Below are 20,074 nucleotides of genomic sequence, written 5' to 3'. Positions count from 1 at the left end.
ACACCAATAAAATGCTAAAGAACTGGATCAACATATTTATCTATCAAATCAAACACAGTAAGCTTTTTACTGCTCTCAATATTCTCGGATTATCAATAGGAATCTCAGGTCTAATTTTCGCACTATTGTATTGGAACGATGAACAAAGTTATGATTCTTGGAATCCTGGAAAAGACCATGTATATCAGGTTTTGGTGCAAATAAGCGGCATGCCATCTTGGTCAAATTGTGCTTTGTTTTTAAAACCAGCTTTGGATGCAGATCCAAACATTGAAGCTGTAATGTATGGAGAAGATTGGTATCAAAAAGATAAAATTGTTTACAAAGGAAAAAAGGAATTTGTAGATAAAATCATTAATGTACAACACAACTTTTTTTCATTTTTCCCTTTTGAAATTATCAAGGGAGATGCGATTTCGTCAATTAGAGATGACTCTAGTGTTGCCATTTCTGATGTCACTGCAAAAAGAATCTTTGGCAATGAAAATCCGATTGGAAAACAAATTAAATGTCTTAATCAATTTTTTTCTGTTCAAGCAGTTTATCGAGTTCCAGGAAACTCATCAATCGCTCCAAATGTGATAATCAATAAAATGGAGGAATTGGTTAATTCGGATATTAAAAATCCATTTGTTTTCAAATTATTGTTGAAAGTAAAAGATCCATCAAAGCTTGAGATTACAAGAAAAAAATTGGATCATATCTACAACTACGATTTCATTAAACGTTTATCTAAAGAAGCAGGATTTACGTTTGAGGAAATGAGCAAAAAAGTAGGTCATTTTAATGTCGTAATCGAACCGCTCTCGAAAGCAAGATTACACTCTATAACAGACGGTTATCCCGAAGGCAGAGGCAATTATCAGTTTTTAATAATTATGATGGGATTATCAATTTTGATTCTCATTTTATCAATTGTCAATTATATCAATCTCGCTACAGCAAATGCCGTAAAGCGAGCGAAAGAAGTTGGCGTGAGAAAAATTACAGGTGCTTCCAAAACGAATATTATCTGTCAATTTATTTTTGAAACGGTTTTAATAACTTTATTTTCAACTCTATTAGCCTTAGTTATTGTCGAAATAGCTTTGCCTTTTTACAATAATTTTTTAAACAAAAATCTCATTCTGCTTGGCAATCAATTTTACTGGCAATTAATTCTAATTTTTATAGTTACAGTATTCACAGCTGGGTTACTTCCATCTATTTACGTAGCAAATTTTGAAACTTTGAAAGTTTTGAAAGGAAATTTTGGAAGAAGTAAAAACGGAATTTGGCTGCGTAACGGAATGTTGATTTTTCAATTTGCAATTGCCGCCTTTTTTATAATTGGTTCTTATATTGTTTATGAACAAATAAAATATTTGCAAAATAAAGATCTTGGTTTTAAAGGAGATCAAGTAATTTCTGTAGCATTAAATTTTCCTCATTCAGATTATGAAGATGAAAAAGTAGAACAAAACATCTCTAATAAATACAGTCTTATAAAACAACAACTCAGCAAAATAAAAGGTATTGAACAAGTTTCAACAGGTCTTATCGCTTTCGATGGTTCTGACAATTTTATTAGTCCAGTTCTTTATAATAATGAACTTTTTAAAGAAAGAACAATTGGATTAGACTATGATATGCTAGAAATGCTGAATATCAAGATTATAAAAGGAAGAAATTTTGACAGAAAACTAGCTTCTGATACTATTAATTCTGTTATTATAAATGAAAGTGCTTTAAAACAGATGAACATTAAGAACCCTATTGGTACAGAACTTATAGTACGAGAGCAAAAGGTACAAATCATTGGTATTGTAAAGGATTTTAATTTATTGAGTCCAGAAATGGAAGTACCTCCCATCACTTTCTATCATTTAAAGACTTTAGGAATGGTGCACAACATCAATAAAGTTTTCATAAAATTAAAAATGGATGACTCCGAAAATACCATTGCGAGCATAGAAAAATTATGGTCTAAAATCGATACGGAATATCCATTTAAATATGATTTTGTCGATAAGGAATATGCCCGAACCTATGAATCATACGTTAAGCAAAAGAATTTATTTTCGATATTGAACATTATTGTAGTTCTTATCGCATTGTTTGGCTTGTTTGCATTGGCATCATATTCTATTCAAAGAAGACTAAAAGAAATTGCGATCCGAAAAACACTGGGAGCAGAAACCAATGCATTACTAAAAGAGCTATCAAAACAATATGTCATTTATTGTATAATCGGTTCTTTAATCGCAATAGTTCCCGCATATTTATTATTGCAAAAATGGCTTGAAAATTTTGTTTTCAGAATTGATATAACATTTCTACCTTTCTTAATTGCCTTTGTGTCACTGTTATTTCTAACTCTGACAATTGTTTTGGTAAAAGCTTATCAAGTGACCAAAGTAGATGTCTTAAAATATTTAAAATACGAATAAGTTAGTTTTGAGTTTTTGTAAAAAGCTGTGCAAGTCTGAGCCCTTGCGCAGCTTTTTTTATTTTTGATTAATCGTAAAATCGTTTTAAAATTTTCTTTGCACTGTCTGAAGCGACAATCAATCCGCCACTCATCATGATAATGTCTTTGAGAACCAAACGGCCTCCTACAGAAAGATACGGAAACCCAAATTCTGGTGTTGGAAAATCTCCGCCCAGATTCGGCACATAAACTTCTGGCGTTGTGATTAAAAATGATAAGGTTACAAACGCCATTCCGAATGTCAGAAGTCCGCCCAAAAAGCCCATTTTAGGAAACCAGATTCCCAAAAGAACCAACAAACCAATTGTCACAATAACAGTTCCTAGTCCGTAAGAAAAAATATAAGTTCCGTTGGCTTCGTGCCATTTGATGTTTTTCTCAACAGTTTTACCTTCAACGTTTTTGTAAAGTGTGTAGGCTTTTACCGTTTTACCTTCATCATTCACAACTTGTTTATTAGCATCTTTATAAAAGAAACTCATAAACGGACTATTCGCAACCAGCGGAACAATTCCATCAGCTTCATATTTAAAGGCTTTTAATCCGCCAATCCACGCCATTACAACAAATATGGCAATTCTTAAAAAGTGAATAAAGTTGTTTTGTCCACCCGCAATAAATCGTATAAATTTTTCCATTTTGATTCTGTTTTAAATACAAATCAAAATTACTTTATGCTTATCTGGATAAAAATGGACGTAAAGGAGTTTTCATGGACTATTTTGCCACGATAGAAATGCCAACTTCTTTTCTAAATTCTTTCGGCGAAATGCCTACACTTTTCTTAAAATATCGGCTGAAATAAAATTCGTCTTCAAAATTAAGATCGTCTGCAATTTCTTTTATTGTTTTGGTTGTCAAATGAAGCAATTTCTTAGCTTCCAAAACAATGCGATCTTGAATAAGCTGAGAAGGCGATTTCCCGAAATGTTTTTTTATTCTTTTACTGAAAGTATTGACGCTCAAATTGTATTTTGAGGCATAAAAAGCAACTTCTTTTGCCTCTGAAAAATGAGAATCCAACAAATGCTGAAACTTCAAAATATCAGCGTTTCCAATAGATTCCTTAATCTGTGGTGACATTTTGAGCTGTTTTTCTTTACTGCTCAAGGCTAGAATAACTTGCAGATAAGACTTTAGAATCGAATTATCATAATCCATTTCTGAGTCTTCTACCCTTTTCATTCTTTCCATAATGCTCGTGATTTCCTCGTAAATAAAATCGGAAACAGCTACAAAAGGTTCACTATAAATATCATTGAATAAAATTCCGTTGCAAGCTACTTCTTTTTTATGGTATTCAATACAGTAAAAATCCCCGTGAAAACTTAGAATATTTAGGAAAGGTGCTGTCGAATTTTTCCATTGCAATAACTGATACGGTGTTAAAAACAAAAGACATTTTCCTCTGCATTCATAATCAGTTAAATCAACAGAAAAAGCCGCTTCTCCATCAAACATCAAAATTTTGTAATACGGTTCGTTGATTGCCTTTTCAAGAAAAGAAGATTGTTTCAGTTCGATTTTCATTTTACTAAATTACAGATTTGTTTTTGTTTCACGCAGATTCTGCAGATTTGAGCAGATTAAAACTTCAAAACTTTGCGCCTTAGCGACTTTGCGAGATTATATTTTAAGCATTCTTTCCATCCTTTGAAAAATTGCTCGCAAAGTCGCTAAGACGCAAAGTTATTTATATTCATTCTTAAACCGATTTTGACATTCGTCAATGTTTTTTTCCTTGATTAACTTTACTTTTGATAATGATTAATTTTTGAGAAATGATGAGTGAACTTGAGGCTTTAATTCAGAGCAAATTACAATTGGAAAATGATGAACTTAACACCATTTTATCCTGCTTTAAATTAATACAAGTAAAGAAGAATGAGCAGTTGCTTAAAAGCGGAACCGCTGCCAATAAAATATTTTTTATAAAAAAAGGCTGTCTGCGATTGTATTACAGCACAGAAGATCATAATATAACTACACGTTTTATGGCTTTTGAAGGTACCTTTCTAACTTCGATTGTCAGTTTTATTTCTAGAGAACCAAGCACCGAATACATTGAGGCAGTTGAAGCCTCAGAGCTTTTGGCTATTTCTTATGAAGATTTCTTTCATCTTCGCAACACCATTCCGCAATGGGATAAAATGTACATCTATATTCTCGAATATGGTCTTACGGTGATTACTTCTAAACTTAGCAGCCTATTGACACAAAATGCTGCAGAACGGTATAGAAATCTTCTCAAAAACAACCCAGAACTTATTCAGAGATTGTCCAATGCCAATCTTGCAGCATACCTTAATATTTCGCCAGAAACATTAAGCAGAATAAAATCGCAGATTTAATTATAATCTGTTAACTATCAAAAAAAAACAAAAAACAACATTAAAAAACATTTTCTATCATGAGAAGTGATGAAGTAAAAAAAGGCGTTCAGCGAACTCCTCACAGATCCTTATTGCGAGCTACGGGCTTGAAAAATGAAGATTTCAGCAAACCCTTTATTGGAGTGGCAAATTCGTTTATCGAAATCATTCCAGGACATTTTTTCCTAAACAAAGTCTCTGAAATTATCAAAGAAGAAATTCGCGCCAATGGCTGTGTTCCTTTTGAATTTAATACAATCGGAATCGATGACGGAATTGCAATGGGACATGACGGAATGCTGTATTCGCTTCCGAGTCGTGAAATTATCGCCAACTCTATAGAAAGTGTTATGAATGCTCATAAATTGGATGCGATGATTGCAATTCCGAACTGCGATAAAATTGTTCCAGGAATGATTATGGGCGCTTTACGTGTGGATGTTCCGACCATTTTTGTAAGCGGAGGCCCAATGTCTAAAGGATATACTAAAAACGGAACAGCAATTGACTTAGCAACAGCTTTTGAAGCAGTTGGAAAACACGAAGCAGGAAAAATCTCTGACGAAGAATTATACGATATTGAATGTAATGCTTGTCCAAGCGGTGGAAGCTGTTCCGGAATGTTTACCGCAAATTCTATGAATACTTTGATGGAAGCAATGGGAATTGCGCTTCCTGGAAACGGAACAATTTTGGCTCAAACTCCAGAACGTGAACAATTGTATCGAGAGGCTGCAAGAAGAATTTGTGATATTGCTAAAGATCAGCAGGCTATTGAAAAATTCAAATTGAAAAATATCTTGAACGAAAATGCCGTTCGCAACGCTTTTGCTGTAGACATGGCAATGGGCGGAAGCACGAATACTGTTCTTCATATGCTTGCAATTGCGAACGAAGCTAATGTTGATTTTAAACTGCAAGACATTAATACCATTTCTGGAAATGTTGCTCATATTGCTAAAATCTCGCCAAGTTTAAGCACGGTTCATATGGAAGATATCAACCGAGCTGGTGGTGTAAATGCAGTTATGAAGGAAATAAACAAAAGAGGTTCAGGCGTTTTAATTGATAATCTAACAATCAGCGGTGAAACTTTATTGGAGAAAATTGCTAATGCCGAAATTAAAGACACTAATATTATTCATACCATTGATAATCCGTACAGCAAAGTTGGCGGATTGGCTATTTTATACGGAAATCTTGCTGAACAAGGTGCAGTTATTAAAACTGCAGGATTAACTGGAGATCGCGTATTTACTGGTAGCGCAGTCTGTTTTGACGGTCAAGCCGAAGCAATTGCCGGAATTATGATGGGAAAAGTAAAAGCAGGAAATGTAGTAGTTATACGCTACGAAGGACCAAAAGGCGGACCTGGAATGCAAGAAATGCTTTCTCCTACGAGTTTAATTATGGGAATGGGGCTTGGAAGTTCTGTAGCTTTAATTACTGACGGAAGATTTAGCGGTGCAACTAGAGGAGCTTCAATCGGACACGTTTCTCCAGAAGCTGCCGAGGGCGGAATGATTGGTTTGGTAAAAGATGGTGACGAAATTCACATTGATGTAGATCAATATATTTTGTCTGTTAATTTAAGCGATGAAGAAATTGCAGCAAGAAGAGCAGCTTTCAAACCATTAAAAAAACCATTAAACTCAAGATGGCTTTCTCAATATAGAGCATTAGTAACTAATGCAAGTACTGGAGCTGTTTTGAAAACAGATTTAGATTAAAGAATAAAAAAAATCCCAAAAAGAAATGTCCCAGAAAGTTAGCTTTTCTGGGAACATTTCGAGGGTTTGAACAATTCTAATTATTCAAAGCTGGTATCGTAATATATTTTCTAATTCATGAAACAAGAATGCATTGGAAGTTGGTGCAATTCTTCAAAATCGACCCCAGTAAGATTTAGGCTTTTAAAAAATGTTTTAGCTTTATTTTTTGCCTGTTTATCCAATCCTGTATAAAATATTTCATTGCCATTTTGCTTTTGATTTATCATAGAAAGCACTTCTGGATTCACTATATTAAGCACCCTAACAACATGAGCTTCTGGCAAAAGTGATGCAATTATTTCAGATGATGCCTTTGCATTTGGCTCCAGACATTCTAAACTAAAAATTGGATTGCTAGAATGTATTAATACTTTCTCATTCATATCTGGCAAGTCTGTCAGGAACAATCCAACATCCTCACGCGGAATAAATAATATCAAAATACTAGCTTTTGCTGCTTCATATTTGCTTACCAATTTTACATTCTTTCCTAAGGTCTTACCTATATCTTTAAACTGGCTATTTTCGCGGGTAGAACTCAATAATACTTGATGTCCTGCCTCGACTGCACGGCTCACAAAATCCATTGTAAAACTACATAAACCAATTACTCCTATCTTCATATTTCTAAACTTTGCCTTTAACCTTATAAGGCAAATATAGTCTTATAGACTATTAGATAGCTTATCTTGTCTGTCTCAATAAATCTACAACGTTGTAGATTTAAAACTACAAACCATGATTTCTGATTTATGTTTGCTAAGTTTGTGCTATAATTTAGTCAGATGTCCAAAATAACGGCTTCTTTTTCATTTCGTTATTGTTGTTTTTTGCTATTGCTTATTACAACTAAAATGGCCTGCCAAGAAAACTACACGGCTAGATGGTACACTGCGGATAATAATGAACTGCAACAGAACAGTATAAAAGCAATCGTTCAGGGCAAACACAATTTTATATGGATGACTACCGAAAATGGTATTGTTCGTTATGATGGCAATAATTTTCTTGTTTTTAATTCATCCAATACCTCTTTAGAACATACTCGTTTTACTGACATTTTTGGAAACATAGAAAAAGACAGTCTTACAAGCTACAACGAAAGCAAAAAAGAACTTGTCTTTATCAGAAATGCCAAAGTCCAAATTCTAAAAAAAAATGCTCCAAAATCTAGTTTGGTGCGAAACGGAAGACATTTCTTTTTTCATGACGGTCTTCCGTCCAACTATTCTATTAATCAGCATGAGCCTTATTACATTCGATTATCTAATGGAAATATATTTTTTATAGATAATCAAACCATTGAATTGTGCGATTCTAAAATGAAAAGGATTTCTAGAGCTTCTTTTAAAAACGATAATGTTTTTAATTTTTTTGCAATCAGCAATTCTCTTTTTTACCTCTCTGATAACGGCTATTATCATTGTTTTTCTAAAAAAGGTGAATCTTCTGGAAAACTGAATGTAATACCTACAAGAAATCGTAAGTTATTCTGGAACATCACAACAGGTCAGGTTTTTCTATCTGTAAAGAATAAAATTTATCAGTTAAAAAATCAAAATGACCAATTAACTGCTCAATTAATTGTCGAATACAAAGATTTTGAAACAAGCAATATTATCGCAGCTTATTTTGATCAAAAAAATAATAAATTGTACTTAGGGAGCGGTACAAACGGATTGTGCATTATTTCTTTTCCTCTTTTTAAAACCATCAAAAAAAGCAACGAAAGAGCCGAAGTTTACTATGCTGCACAAGCTTTTAGCGATAGTACTGTAATCACTTCTGAAGGATTGATTATTAATAATAAAAGAGTTATTGATAGTATTCCTTTTCCTAAAAGTGTTCTTTTGGATGAACGTATAAATATTGCTCTCGACGATGAGAAAAATATATGGATTAGTCGAGCCATGAAAGTATTTTGTTATCTAAAAAAATCAGGATACAAAAAATATATCACCTACCCTTTTGATCAAAATCCGAAAACCATTTTTAAAGATAATAGCAATACCATTTGGGTTTCTCTGGGAATAGATGAGTTTCATAAACCTAAATTGTATGCTATAAAAAATGGAGTTGTAATGCTTAAAGCTGTTTTTAAAAACAACATCAATTATATCGTTCAGCAAAACAGCATTTTGTATTTGGCTGGAGATAACGGATTGTTTTTGTATGACTTAAAAACTAAAAAACCGCATTTTGCAAAAAACACTGAAAAGATAAACATTAGAAGCGTTTTTATAGACAGCAAACAAAAAATATGGCTTACCACATACGAAAAAGGCTTTTTTCTTTACGAAAATCAGACTCTATATTCTTTTCCAACAGACGAAGAGCATTATCTTAATTCTGCTCATTGCATCATTGAAGACAAAAACGAGTTTTTCTGGATATCAACCAATAAAGGACTTTTTCAGGTTTCTAGAAAAGCGTTGATACAACATTATAAAAATAAAAATACGGTTATATATTACCATCAATACAATAAAGCAGACGGTTTTCTGATTAATGAATTTAACGGCGGCTGCCAACCTTGCGGGAATTTTCTAAAAAATAATGATATTGTTTTTCCATCCATGAATGGCATTGTATTTTTTAATCCGTATAAAATATCTCCTTTACTTCCGGGAAAAGATCTTTTTATTGACAGAGTTGTTCTAGATCAGAAAATGATTACTCCGAAAGATACTATTGTCTTAAAAAACAATTTTCAGCGAGTAAGTTTTTTAGTTTCATATCCTTATTACGGTAATCCTAAAAATGTGGCCATAGAAGCTAAAATGGACAAAATTGGCAGTGATCGCTGGGAAAGACTAAAAGCCGATAAATCAATTTCTTTTACAACATTGCCTCCAGGAACTTATACACTTACCTTTAGAAGTTTATCTGGTTTTAATGCCAATTATGCCTACAAAAAAGTAATTCTTGTTGTGCCTGCAAAATTTCATCAAACAATCTGGTTCACTATTCTCTGCTGTTTTCTTTTTGTTGGTTTTGTTATTTCAATCTGGTACATCAGATTATATTATCAAAAAGTGAAAAGCTTACAGCTTCAAATTACTATTGCAAAGAAGACAAAAAAATTAGCTGCTACGGTTCAGAAACTTGAGATAACAGAAAACAACTTAAAACAGGAAATTAAACAGCACGAAATGCTTGTAAAGAGCATGAGCCATGATATCAAAAGTCCATTAAAATTCTTGTCTTCTTCTGTAAAACATCTTTTCGAAAACAGTACCATACAGCAAGATCCAAAGCTTAAACAGCAATTAGGCATGTTGCAAACATCAACTTTACAATTGTATGAGTATGTCGAAAATCTTATCAAATACTCCTCTATTTTTATTGAAGGGAAAAAACTTGAAGGAGAAAGCTATTCTCTGAACAAATTAATAGAAGAAAGCATTCATATTTTTGAAAAGATTGCAGAAGCAGAAAATAATGCGATTATAAATAGTGTACCTAAGGATTTATGGGTAAAGACAAATAAAAAAGCGCTTTCTATTATTATTCATAATTTGATTGATAATGCCATAAAAAACACTAAAAATGGTAGAATTGAATTATTATGCACCACTCAAAGCAATATTCTAACCTTAAAAATTATTGATAATGGTAAAGGAATGAGTAAAGAACTTATTGATTACTATCACAATTTTTATAAAAATCCAATTTCGAAAAATTATCATTTGGGGCTTCATATGATTATTGAGCTTCTTATTCTTATTGAAGGAAACATCAATATTAAAAGTGATATTGACAAAGGGACTACAATAGAAATAATGGTCGAATATAACTAGCCCTGAAAAGTTTTATACAAGTTAATGAGTTCTACCAGATTATTGACTTTTAGTTTTTCAAAAACTCTAGCTTTATAAGTGCTCACGGTCGACATATGAATATTTAGAATGTTTGAAATTTCTAAATTACCATTTCCTTTAATCAATAAATCGGTTATTTGAAGCTCTCTTTTAGATAAACCTTCAAAAGGATTTAAAGTCTTTTTACTAGTCTGGATGCTTACCAATTTACTTACCAATTCAGGAGAAACATAAGTTCCTGATTCAAAAATGGAAGTAATGGCAAACATGATTTTTTCTTCACTGCACAATTTATCGACATATCCATTGGCTCCGCTAGAAAGGTATTTCAAGGCGTATTGTTCTTCTTCGTGAGCCGAAAAAACCAGTATTTTTACTTCAGATTGAATAGCTCTAATGTCGGTTATCATATCAGTATTCTTTCCTCCAGGAATATTAATGTCTAGAACTACTAAGTCAAAAAGAAGATTTTTTAAAAGTGTAATAGCCTCAAAGAAATTTTCAGCATGCGAGATTGCAACATCCTCAAATTGTCTTTCAAGAATCATTGCAACTCCATTTCGCACTACCAAATGATCATCGACAATTAAAATTTTCTTTGTCATATTCACTATTTCTTAGTAAATCCTTTTCTAGTCATTTCGCCCCAACCTTTAGTTCCCATAACTTTTTCTTTGTAACCAATCAAAGCGGCATAAACAGTAAGCGGGTGGAAATAAAAAGGTTCAATAAAAGCAGCCATTAAAAGCTTTAAAAAATCGGCTTGTTTTGGATATTTATGATAGGTTTTTTCTTCGCTATATAAAGCAATAACCGAAAATAAAACAGCAAACGAATATACAAAAAGAAGTAATAAGAAGAAAAAATGCCAGTTTAATAATCCCAATACAATAAACACGACTGTTATTACAAGTCCGATAAATTCAATTGCAGGAGCTAAAAATTCAAACAAAGTCCAATATGGAACGCTTAACATTCCTAATAATTTATATTTTGGATTTAAGAACATTTTTTTGTGAAAACTCAATGTTTCTATAGTTCCGCGCATCCAACGCGAACGCTGTTTTTTGAATATTTTAAAATCTTCTGGCGCTTCGGTCCAACAAAGTGGGTCTGGAATATAACTTACTGAGTACGGCAATTTATTATCTAGCATATAACGGCGCATTCTTACAATCAGCTCCATGTCTTCTCCAACCGTTTTGGTGCTGTAACCGCCAGAAAGTATGGCAATTTCTTTATCAAAAGCTCCAAAAGCTCCACTAATAAGCAATAAGCCATCTAGTTTTCCCCAAGCCATTCTTCCCAAAAGAAATGCTCTTAAGTATTCTAAAACTTGAATTCTCGGCAACATAACATCTGGAATATTCACTTCGACCAAACGTCCGTTCTTGATCACACATTGATTAGCAATTCGAACCACTCCTCCAGTTGCAATAATGCGTTTTCCGTATGCCTCTAAAAACGGTTTTGCCAGTTTTAAAAGCGAATCTTTATCCAAAATACAATCGACATCAATACAAACCACATACGGATTCTGAGCAATGTTAAGTCCAACGTTTAATGCATCGGCTTTACCTCCATTTTCTTTGTCTACGACAATTAGCTTTTTGAAAGCGGCATTTTTAGAAGTGTAAATTCCTTTTATTTTTTTTGTTTCAATCTGCGGATGAAAATCCAAATTAGTCAAAACCAAATCGTAGGTTTTAGTCAAGATTTCCATCGAATTGTCCTTACTTCCATCATTTACTACAATAACTTGATAATTATTATAATTAAGCGAAAGCAATGATTTTACATTTTCTTCGATCGTAAGACCTTCATTATAAGCAGGCGCAATAAGCGAAAGTTTTGGTGCAAACTCAGTGCTTAACAGCACATCATAATCAACAAAGCTGTTACGTTTGAGGTAATTTCTGAGCTCTTTTGTCGAAATATAGGCCAGCATTAAATAAGACGACATTATCAGTATGGCGTAACCAAGTATTAGGAGTATATATACATCCAAAAACCATGTTATTTCAGGATTAAAAAAAGTCATTTTCTTATACTATTATGCTGTTAATGTCTGCAAAATACTTTGCGCTTCGTATTTTATGATAGCATTTGTTGTTTGGGCAGCCAGTTGCGCTACTTGCGGAACTTTTTGCGATAATTTCAGTTCTTTTATAAGCTTTAAACCAAGCGTAATAACGGTTGTGTTTTGCGATTCAAGTAAATGCTCAATTCCTTCTGTATCACCTATATCGTGTTTTTTAAAAGCGCCTATAATATTCAGTTGCATCCAATCGTCTATAGGATCAGAATGTTGCACCAAATACTGGATGCTTTGAGTTCCCTCAAGTTTTATGCAAGCATTTATGGCAACAATTTTTAATGTTTTATTTCTGGCTTTAGAACAAATAATAATTTGATCAAACGCTTCTTTGATATTAAATTCTGCCAATTCGGTAATTCCTTTACATTTTACTTCCCACCTTAAGCTTTTGAGCTTTTTAAACGAAGATTTTATCAATCCAGAATCCTCATAAAACCGTTCCAATTTCTCGGCATAAATACCTTCATAGTTTTTATGCAGATTAATTAGAGATTCTGTCAAAACTTCTCTAAAAAAAGATGTGTCAAAAAGCACTAGAAAATTCTTGTCTTCTTTGATTTTGGAAAAAGGAATATTGCCAAAAATAATATCCGACATTACTTTATCGATTACTGTGCTGTATTCTTTAGTAAGTCGTTCCTTTTTTATTTTATTGTTTCTGCTTGCTACAATAATAAGATATAAGATAAATGATGCCGTTACAAACAAGTAAATGGAAAACGTGAGAAAAGGTACTTCCCAACCTCCGCTTTTATATAAATCCCAGATCTCTTTCATCTTAAAAACGTTTCGTTACAATTAACTGCACATTAAACTTATTTCGATATTCTCCTGGTGTATATTCTTCATATTCGTAAAGGAAAATCGGACGCACAAAAAACGAATCGCCAAAACGGTGCTGATATTGAATTCCTACTCTATACGCTTTTAGAGGCTGTGTAAAATTATTGTAGAGATACAAATACGGTACATTTCCGTATTGCAATTCCAGTCTTACAAGACGCTCTTTTTCTTCGTTTACACGCTGAACACTTAAAACATGAGAAAATAATTCATTCGAAATATCGTAGTAAGGCCTGTAAGCAAAAGTATAAATCCCTGCATTATAAGCAACTTGACCAGTAAGCAATGTAATATTGTCTGTCTCAAAATGCATATATCGTCCTCCAAGCGAAAAATCGAATTTTTTCTGTGGCTTAAAATAGTATTCTAAACCTCCTTTGGCTACAGGAAATATGGTTTCTCCTGTAGAAACTCCAGCATTTGCATACAAATAACTTTTGTTTGAAAAGGTCTGATAAAAATCGGTTTCAAATAACATTTGCGTGTCGCCACTTATGTTTCCGATATTGGCTCTCCCAACAATTGCCGATTTGCTAAATTTATGCGAATACTCAACATATCCATAATGAAATGGTTGCTGTCCAGGATCTGAAGTCGAAATATTTAGGTAAGAAGCCGAAACTGTATTTTTTGCTTTACGCCCAATAAGTGTGCGTATTCCGCTAAAGGCTTGAGTACTATTATCAATGTAAGATGCTTTATCTATTAAATCTAATGCTTCCTGATCCCGATTTAGTTTTTCTAAACAAGTCGCTTTGATCTTCAATACATCTACCGATTTTGGATCAATCGCTAAATACTTATCACAATACGAAATACATTTTTCATACTCTTCTTGCCAGAAATAAACATTTACAAGTGCTTGCAAAGCTTCTGGATTTGGATTGTTTCTGTCTGCCATTGGAGACAAAATTTTTACAGCTGTTTTATAATCTTTCTTCCAGCTATAAATGCGTCCTGTGTAGGTTTGTATATCTTCATTTTCTGGGTATTTGGCACGCAAAGGTTCGATAAGCGATAATGCTTTATCAAAATTTTCTTTTTCGACTTCGCGTTTAACATTTGCCAAAGTCTCATCTATATTGATTTCTTGTGCAAATGCAACAGAAGAAATAAAAACCAGGAAAATAGAGTAATATATAAACTTCATTAGATTCGGGTTTTTAGTAATTTATTAATCCTCACTAAAAGTACAGCTGGACTTACAGGCTTTGCAATAAATTCATTTGCTCCAATGTCAAAAGAATCAAGCTCTGTCTGCTCCACACCTGAAGAGGTTAATATAATTACGGGAATATCAGATTTAAGGTTTTCTCGCACGTGCTGCGTAATTTCCATTCCGCTAACGCCCGGCATGTTTATATCAGTCAATATTAAATCATAGTTTTCTTTTTCGATCGCTTCAAGCGCTTCTTTTCCGTCAGAAAACTGGTCAATGCTAAATCCTTTGGACTCTAAGAAAAAAGATAACGATTTGCGTAGGATATCATTATCTTCGGCTACAATAATTCTCATTTTTTATTTTTTTTATCTTGGGGACAATTTAAATTATAACGTCTTATATAGTAAAGCTATTGTATATTTCCTTTATATCATAGCTCTTTTAAAATTTTAACGACTTCTTCAATTCCACAGTGAAAAATATTTACTTTATCTAATGTTTCTGCTGTAAATTCGCCAGATGACGCTTCTTCTTCGATAATCGACAAACAATTGCTTAAATCTTGCAGCATAAAAATATCCATGCTTGATTTCATATTATGCGCCAGTTTTTTTACGCTGTCGTAATCGGTATTTTTAAAGGCTTCTTCTAACTGTTCCGACTGACTTGGAATCTTTTCAATAAAAAGATCTATCATATCTTTCCTAAATTCGGCATCGCCTCCAGACATTTCATCCAAAAAAGACATATCGATAATTCTTTTATGATGTGTATCGCTATCTGGCGTCATTACCGTTTTTATAGCTTTTAAAAGTATAGACTGTTTAAAAGGTTTTGGCACATAAGCATTCATTCCCACTTTGTAGCATCGCTCCTGCTCTCCTACCAAAGAATGTGCTGTCATGGCAATAATTGGTATGCTTGAATTCATTTCATTCCTGATATATTCTGTGGTTTGGTAGCCATCTTTTACAGGCATTTGCAAATCCATTAAAACCAGATCATATTCATTTTGAGATAAAAGTTCGATGCCTTCTTCACCGTTTTGTGCAATATCCAAATCGAAACCAAAATTATTAATTACGCTTTTTGCAAGCTTTTGGTTTAGAACATTGTCTTCGCAAAGCAATATTTTAAGATTTCCTAAATCATTTTTAGAAACCGTTTTTACCGTTGTTTCTTCAAAGTTTGATTTTTTGTACGAAAGGGTAAAGAAAAATTCAGAACCGCGGTTTAGAGTACTTTTTACGTGAACTTCTCCTTTCTGAAGTTCTACTAACTGTTTTACAATATTAAGTCCGAGTCCAGTACCGCCAAATGTTCTTGTTGTACTTTCTTCGCCTTGTGTAAAACGTTCAAAAATTGTTTCGAGTTTATCTTTTGGTATTCCGATTCCGGTATCTTTTATAGAAAACTTAAACGAATAGCTATCTTCTGTTTCCTCTATTTTCTTTACCGAAACGGTTACTTCTCCTTCATTTGTAAACTTAAGCGCGTTGCCGATAAGGTTTACCAAGATCTGATTTAATCTGCCTTGATCGCCAACAACCAAATCTGGCAATTCGGCATCAAGAAAAAGATTAAACTCGACGTCTTTTTGTACTTTAACTTTCAGTAAACTATAAACATGTTTAAGCGTTTTCTTCAAATTAAAAGGTTCAGATTCTATAGGTAAATTTCCAGATTCAATTTTTGAAAGATCCAGAATATCATTTACAATCAGAAGCAGATTTTCGCCTGCAATCTGTACACTTCCAATATAATCGCGCTGTGTATCATCGAGTTCGGTCTGCGCAAGCAAATCAGTAAAACCAATAATCGCGTTTAAAGGCGTTCTGATTTCGTGACTCATATTGGCCAAAAAACTGTCTCTTGCCAAAACTGCACGTTCTGCAATTTTTCTCTGTGCGTATAGTTGATTGTTTTTTGTACCTATTTCTAACTGCGCCATCACGTGTTTTGCTACGATAGAAAGTGCGTTGCGCTGATTTTCATTCAATTCCTTAACAACATGATCAACTGCACACAAAGTTCCAATATTATAGCCATCTGGCGTGGTAAGCGGCACACCTGCATAAAATCGCACATTAAATCCGCCTGTTACATTTGGGTCGTCTTTGAATGTTTCATTAACATGAGTGTCGTTAATTTCTAGAATTTTTGTATCTAAAATAGTGTAATTGCAAAAAGTGATTTCACGAGGGACTTCTGAAACTCCTATTCCAATTTCAGATTTAAACCATTGCCTGTTTTCATCAATAAAAGAAATATGAGCAATTGGCACACCGCAAATGTAAGCAACAAGCTTTGTAGCATCGTCAAAAGCATCATCTGGGAGCGTGTCGAGTATATTATAACGTTTTAGGGCAGCCAAACGTTGTAGTTCGTTATCTGGAATTGGATAATCTTTATTCATTTTTTCATAGAGGTAAAGGCATAAAGATAAAATAATTTAGACTAAAACCCCTGCCTTATCTCGACTTTATTGTGAAAAATTGTTCGAGATGCCTAAATTTTTATCCGTCAAATCTTCCTTTTTTCATTTCATTACAAATTTTTTCTAGGTCATTACAAAATTGAATTGCTGCTATTGGGCAGATGCTAATTTTGTTATAAAATTGCCCTGATTTTATCAACTAATCTCTTCAAAAAAAGCCATTTTTCTATCTTTTTTACAAGAAAATCAAGTCATTGCGAAGAGCAAAAAATTAAAGTAAATGAAAAACTTAAGAAACAGTATTTTTTACGTTGGAGTTATCGGAGGATTTTCTCTTTTAATGTATTGGATTATTTTATTGGGAGTAAAACTAGAAACCGGTCGAAATCTTAAAATTCCAACCTCAGATAAAACCCAATGGAGCGAATTTCTTGATTCTCTTATAAAAAACTTACACCATCCGTTAGCGCTTTTACTCGCACAAATTGTTACGATTATCTTTGTTGCCCGTATTTTTGGATGGATTTGCATTAAAATAAAACAGCCAGCCGTTATTGGAGAAATGATTGCCGGAATTGTAATGGGACCTTCTTTAATCGGAATGTATTTTCCTGAATTTTCTGCGGCTTTATTTCCAGCAGAATCTCTTGGAAATCTTCAATTCTTAAGTCAAATTGGCTTAATCCTTTTCATGTATATCGTAGGAATGGAGATCGATATGAAGATTCTTAGAAACAAAGCCCATGATGCTGTAGTTATAAGCCACGCAAGTATTATTATTCCTTTTGTTTTAGGAATGGGTCTAGCGTATTTTATATATGACGAGTTTGCCCCCGCAGATGTACAATTTACATCTTTTGGTTTGTTTGCCGGAATCGCGATGAGTATCACTGCTTTTCCGGTACTTGCCAGAATTGTGCAAGAACGTGGCATACATAAAACAAAATTAGGGACAATCGTAATTACTTGTGCAGCAGCCGACGATATTACAGCTTGGTGTATTCTAGCAGTTGTAATTGCGATTGTAAAAGCAGGTTCTTTTGGAAGTGCCTTATATACAGTTGTTTTAGCTTTAGGCTATGTTTTTTTAATGATAAAAGTAGTTCGTCCGTTCCTTAAACGAATTGGAGATCTATACGCTACAAACGAAAAATTAAGCAAACCAATTGTAGCCATTTTCTTTTTGACGCTGGTGGTTTCTTCTTATTTAACTGAAGTTATAGGAATCCACGCTTTGTTTGGAGCTTTCATTGCAGGTGCTATTATGCCTGAAAACATTAGATTTAGAAATCTCTTTATTGAGAAAGTTGAAGACGTTGCGCTTGTACTTTTATTGCCTCTATTCTTTGTTTTTACAGGTTTGAGAACTCAAATTGGCTTATTGAATGAGCCTTATTTATGGAAAATTGCGGGATTAATTTTTGCAGTAGCCGTTGTGGGTAAATTTGTTAGCAGTATGCTTGCTGCCAAATTTGTGGGTCAAAGCTGGAAAGATAGTTTATCTATTGGAGCTCTAATGAATACAAGAGGTCTAACAGAATTGGTTGCCTTAAATATTGGTTACGATCTAGGAGTTTTAAGCCCAGAATTGTTTTCTATGTTTGTAATTATGGCGCTTGCCACAACATTTATGACAGGCCCTACATTAGATTTAATCAATTGGCTTTTTAAATCTAGTAAAGAAGAAAAAGAAGAAGATATTGCGCTAAAAAATAAGTACAGAATTTTATTGTCTTTTGACAGACCAGAATCTGGAAGAGCGTTACTTAAAGTGGCTGACGGATTAACGAACAAAAGAGCTGAAAGTTCTGAAATTACGGCAATGCACTTTCTTCCTACCGAAGAATTACATCACTACAACACAGATGTTTATGAAGATGAAAAATTTAAAGGCATTGTAGAAGAATCTGTTGCATTAAACAGGAATATTACAACTATGTTTAAAGCCTCTTCTGATATTGACAATGAAATTGTAAATGTTGCTAATAAAAGCAAACATGATTTATTATTGGTTGGAATTGGACAATCTATTTACCAAGGAAGTTTACTAGGGCGAGTACTTGGATTTACAACCCGAATTATTAATCCTGAAAAGATATTAAATACCGTAACTGGAAAGGAAAACATTTTAGAATCTGCACCTTTTGACGATGGAACAAGACAAATTATTGCAAAATCGCATATTCCTGTTGGCGTCTTAATTGATAAGGATTTAACTGATATCAATACGATTTTTATTCCTCTTTTTAATTTAAAAGATTGGGATTCTGTTCAGAACTACGTTCAGAAGTTCATTCAGAATATCAATGCGAGAATTGAAATTCTGGATATTGAAGGCAAAATTATGGCTGATCTAGATACGAAAGAAAAAATTAGAATGATAGAACAAGCAGCTCCAAACCAAATAACTTTGAGAAAAGAACAATCTATTGAAAAAGATTTTCTAGAACACCAAGATCTTATGCTAATTTCTATTGATGGATGGAAACATTTGGTAGAGAATAAAAGTCCTTGGCTGGCTAATATACCTTCTACTTTAATTCTTTCTGAAGATAAAAAATAGTTTTTTTTAAAATTATGAGTTATGAATTATAAGTTGGAAAGCATCTGTAATCTCATAATTCATAATTCATAACTCAAGAATCCTATCCAGCTTAAGAGTTGTATTTCCTGATGGAAGCGTTTTTGGTGCTTTTATTAATTTTTGAGCTAGAAATGCCGTAGTGATTGGTTTTAGGTTTTTGAAAAGTCCTATGGCGTTGAAGAATTTTATCACTTTTATTGAAATTTTTTCTCCCAAACGATCTGTATTTTCGCGAATAAGCGGTCCTGGTCTAAAAACGATGTATTGTGAAAAATTTAGCTCTTGAAGATGATCTTCTAACTTTCCTTTCATCATCGAATAAAATACACTGCTTTTGGCTGAAGCTCCATACGAAGAAACCAAAACCAAAGATTGTACTTCGTTTTTTCGTGCAGCAGAAGCGAAATCGGCTGGAATATCATAATCGATTTTCCATTGTTTTTCTTTTGATCCTGCGTCTTTTAAAGTTGTTCCCAAACATGAAAAAAGAATATCGCCCGTAATTAATTCCTGAA

The 20,074-nt window shown here is 33.3% G+C and carries 15 protein-coding genes; 5 read left to right on the top strand and 10 right to left on the bottom strand.

Annotation, left to right across the window (positions count from 1 at the left end; genetic code table 11):
- Positions 1–11 precede the first annotated feature (11 nt).
- Entirely contained in the window at positions 12–2,429 is a 2,418-nt protein-coding gene (locus B3J44_RS06310) for an ABC transporter permease (protein WP_286966898.1), read from the top strand.
- A gap of 67 nt (positions 2,430–2,496) precedes the next feature.
- On the opposite strand, the gene B3J44_RS06305 is transcribed toward B3J44_RS06310, so the two are convergent.
- Positions 2,497–3,108 (bottom strand): DUF417 family protein, encoded by a 612-nt coding sequence (locus B3J44_RS06305; protein WP_286966896.1) that lies wholly within the window; start codon positions 3,106–3,108, stop codon positions 2,497–2,499.
- Between the two features lie 79 nt (positions 3,109–3,187).
- On the bottom strand, positions 3,188–4,000 hold the full coding sequence (locus B3J44_RS06300; RefSeq protein WP_286966895.1) for a helix-turn-helix domain-containing protein: 813 nt from the start codon (positions 3,998–4,000) through the stop codon (positions 3,188–3,190).
- A 251-nt stretch (positions 4,001–4,251) separates the two neighbouring features.
- On the opposite strand from B3J44_RS06300, the gene B3J44_RS06295 reads away from it, so the two are divergent.
- Entirely contained in the window at positions 4,252–4,821 is a 570-nt protein-coding gene (locus B3J44_RS06295) for a Crp/Fnr family transcriptional regulator (RefSeq protein ID WP_286966893.1), read from the top strand.
- 59 nt (positions 4,822–4,880) lie between these two features.
- The gene (gene ilvD / locus B3J44_RS06290; protein WP_286966891.1) at positions 4,881–6,572 is read left to right on the top strand and encodes a dihydroxy-acid dehydratase; all 1,692 of its coding nucleotides are present in this window, start codon (positions 4,881–4,883) and stop codon (positions 6,570–6,572) included.
- 110 nt (positions 6,573–6,682) lie between these two features.
- Here the strand turns inward: ilvD and B3J44_RS06285 are convergent, their stop codons facing one another.
- Positions 6,683–7,237: an NAD(P)-binding domain-containing protein gene (locus B3J44_RS06285; RefSeq protein ID WP_286966889.1), complete on the bottom strand. Its 555-nt coding sequence runs from the start codon at positions 7,235–7,237 to the stop codon at positions 6,683–6,685.
- Between the two features lie 231 nt (positions 7,238–7,468).
- Here B3J44_RS06285 and B3J44_RS06280 point away from each other — a divergent pair, with 231 nt between their 5' ends.
- Complete coding sequence (locus tag B3J44_RS06280; protein WP_286966888.1) at positions 7,469–10,414, top strand: sensor histidine kinase; 2,946 nt, start codon at positions 7,469–7,471, stop codon at positions 10,412–10,414.
- Here B3J44_RS06280 and B3J44_RS06275 read toward each other — a convergent pair.
- From B3J44_RS06275 to B3J44_RS06250, 6 genes are all read right to left on the bottom strand, one after another.
- Positions 10,411–11,040 (bottom strand): response regulator, encoded by a 630-nt coding sequence (locus B3J44_RS06275; RefSeq protein WP_286966886.1) that lies wholly within the window; start codon positions 11,038–11,040, stop codon positions 10,411–10,413. The genes B3J44_RS06280 and B3J44_RS06275 overlap by 4 nt on opposite strands.
- A gap of 5 nt (positions 11,041–11,045) precedes the next feature.
- Positions 11,046–12,476, bottom strand: coding sequence for a glycosyltransferase family 2 protein (locus B3J44_RS06270; RefSeq protein WP_286966884.1), 1,431 nt, complete (start codon positions 12,474–12,476; stop codon positions 11,046–11,048).
- A 12-nt stretch (positions 12,477–12,488) separates the two neighbouring features.
- On the bottom strand, positions 12,489–13,310 hold the full coding sequence (locus B3J44_RS06265) for a hypothetical protein (protein WP_286966883.1): 822 nt from the start codon (positions 13,308–13,310) through the stop codon (positions 12,489–12,491).
- Position 13,311: 1 nt separating this feature from the next.
- On the bottom strand, positions 13,312–14,526 hold the full coding sequence (locus tag B3J44_RS06260; protein WP_286966881.1) for a tetratricopeptide repeat protein: 1,215 nt from the start codon (positions 14,524–14,526) through the stop codon (positions 13,312–13,314).
- On the bottom strand, positions 14,526–14,891 hold the full coding sequence (locus B3J44_RS06255; protein WP_111423610.1) for a response regulator transcription factor: 366 nt from the start codon (positions 14,889–14,891) through the stop codon (positions 14,526–14,528). Before B3J44_RS06255 ends, B3J44_RS06260 begins: the two co-directional genes overlap by 1 nt.
- 77 nt (positions 14,892–14,968) lie before the next feature.
- Positions 14,969–16,954, bottom strand: a complete 1,986-nt coding sequence (locus B3J44_RS06250; protein ID WP_286966878.1) for a GAF domain-containing hybrid sensor histidine kinase/response regulator — start codon at positions 16,952–16,954, stop codon at positions 14,969–14,971.
- A gap of 301 nt (positions 16,955–17,255) precedes the next feature.
- Here B3J44_RS06250 and B3J44_RS06245 point away from each other — a divergent pair, with 301 nt between their 5' ends.
- On the top strand, positions 17,256–19,538 hold the full coding sequence (locus tag B3J44_RS06245) for a cation:proton antiporter (RefSeq protein WP_286966876.1): 2,283 nt from the start codon (positions 17,256–17,258) through the stop codon (positions 19,536–19,538).
- 66 nt (positions 19,539–19,604) lie between these two features.
- Here B3J44_RS06245 and B3J44_RS06240 read toward each other — a convergent pair.
- Positions 19,605–20,074, bottom strand: a 470-nt coding sequence (locus tag B3J44_RS06240) for a semialdehyde dehydrogenase (RefSeq protein WP_286966874.1), incomplete at its 5' end; no start/stop codon positions are given.

It is taken from the genome of Flavobacterium sp. UBA4854, assembly GCF_002399805.1.
In the GTDB taxonomy this organism is placed as follows: Bacteria; Bacteroidota; Bacteroidia; order Flavobacteriales; family Flavobacteriaceae; genus Flavobacterium; species Flavobacterium ginsengisoli.
The sequence above is the reverse complement of the archived record's forward strand: the minus strand, read 5'-3'. Positions and strand labels throughout refer to the sequence as shown.

Bases quoted from the DNA above. Each gene is read 5' to 3' on its own strand.
- ilvD (WP_286966891.1), top strand. From the start codon at position 4,881: ATGAGAAGTGATGAAGTAAAAAAAGGCGTTCAGCGAACTCCTCACAGA.
- B3J44_RS06285 (WP_286966889.1), bottom strand. From the start codon at position 7,237: ATGAAGATAGGAGTAATTGGTTTATGTAGTTTTACAATGGATTTTGTG.
- B3J44_RS06280 (WP_286966888.1), top strand. From the start codon at position 7,469: ATGGCCTGCCAAGAAAACTACACGGCTAGATGGTACACTGCGGATAAT.
- B3J44_RS06255 (WP_111423610.1), bottom strand. From the start codon at position 14,891: ATGAGAATTATTGTAGCCGAAGATAATGATATCCTACGCAAATCGTTA.
- B3J44_RS06310 (WP_286966898.1), top strand. From the start codon at position 12: ATGCTAAAGAACTGGATCAACATATTTATCTATCAAATCAAACACAGT.
- B3J44_RS06305 (WP_286966896.1), bottom strand. From the start codon at position 3,108: ATGGAAAAATTTATACGATTTATTGCGGGTGGACAAAACAACTTTATT.
- B3J44_RS06265 (WP_286966883.1), bottom strand. From the start codon at position 13,310: ATGAAAGAGATCTGGGATTTATATAAAAGCGGAGGTTGGGAAGTACCT.
- B3J44_RS06300 (WP_286966895.1), bottom strand. From the start codon at position 4,000: ATGAAAATCGAACTGAAACAATCTTCTTTTCTTGAAAAGGCAATCAAC.
- B3J44_RS06270 (WP_286966884.1), bottom strand. From the start codon at position 12,476: ATGACTTTTTTTAATCCTGAAATAACATGGTTTTTGGATGTATATATA.
- B3J44_RS06245 (WP_286966876.1), top strand. From the start codon at position 17,256: ATGAAAAACTTAAGAAACAGTATTTTTTACGTTGGAGTTATCGGAGGA.
- B3J44_RS06250 (WP_286966878.1), bottom strand. From the start codon at position 16,954: ATGAATAAAGATTATCCAATTCCAGATAACGAACTACAACGTTTGGCT.
- B3J44_RS06260 (WP_286966881.1), bottom strand. From the start codon at position 14,526: ATGAAGTTTATATATTACTCTATTTTCCTGGTTTTTATTTCTTCTGTT.
- B3J44_RS06295 (WP_286966893.1), top strand. From the start codon at position 4,252: ATGATGAGTGAACTTGAGGCTTTAATTCAGAGCAAATTACAATTGGAA.
- B3J44_RS06275 (WP_286966886.1), bottom strand. From the start codon at position 11,040: ATGACAAAGAAAATTTTAATTGTCGATGATCATTTGGTAGTGCGAAAT.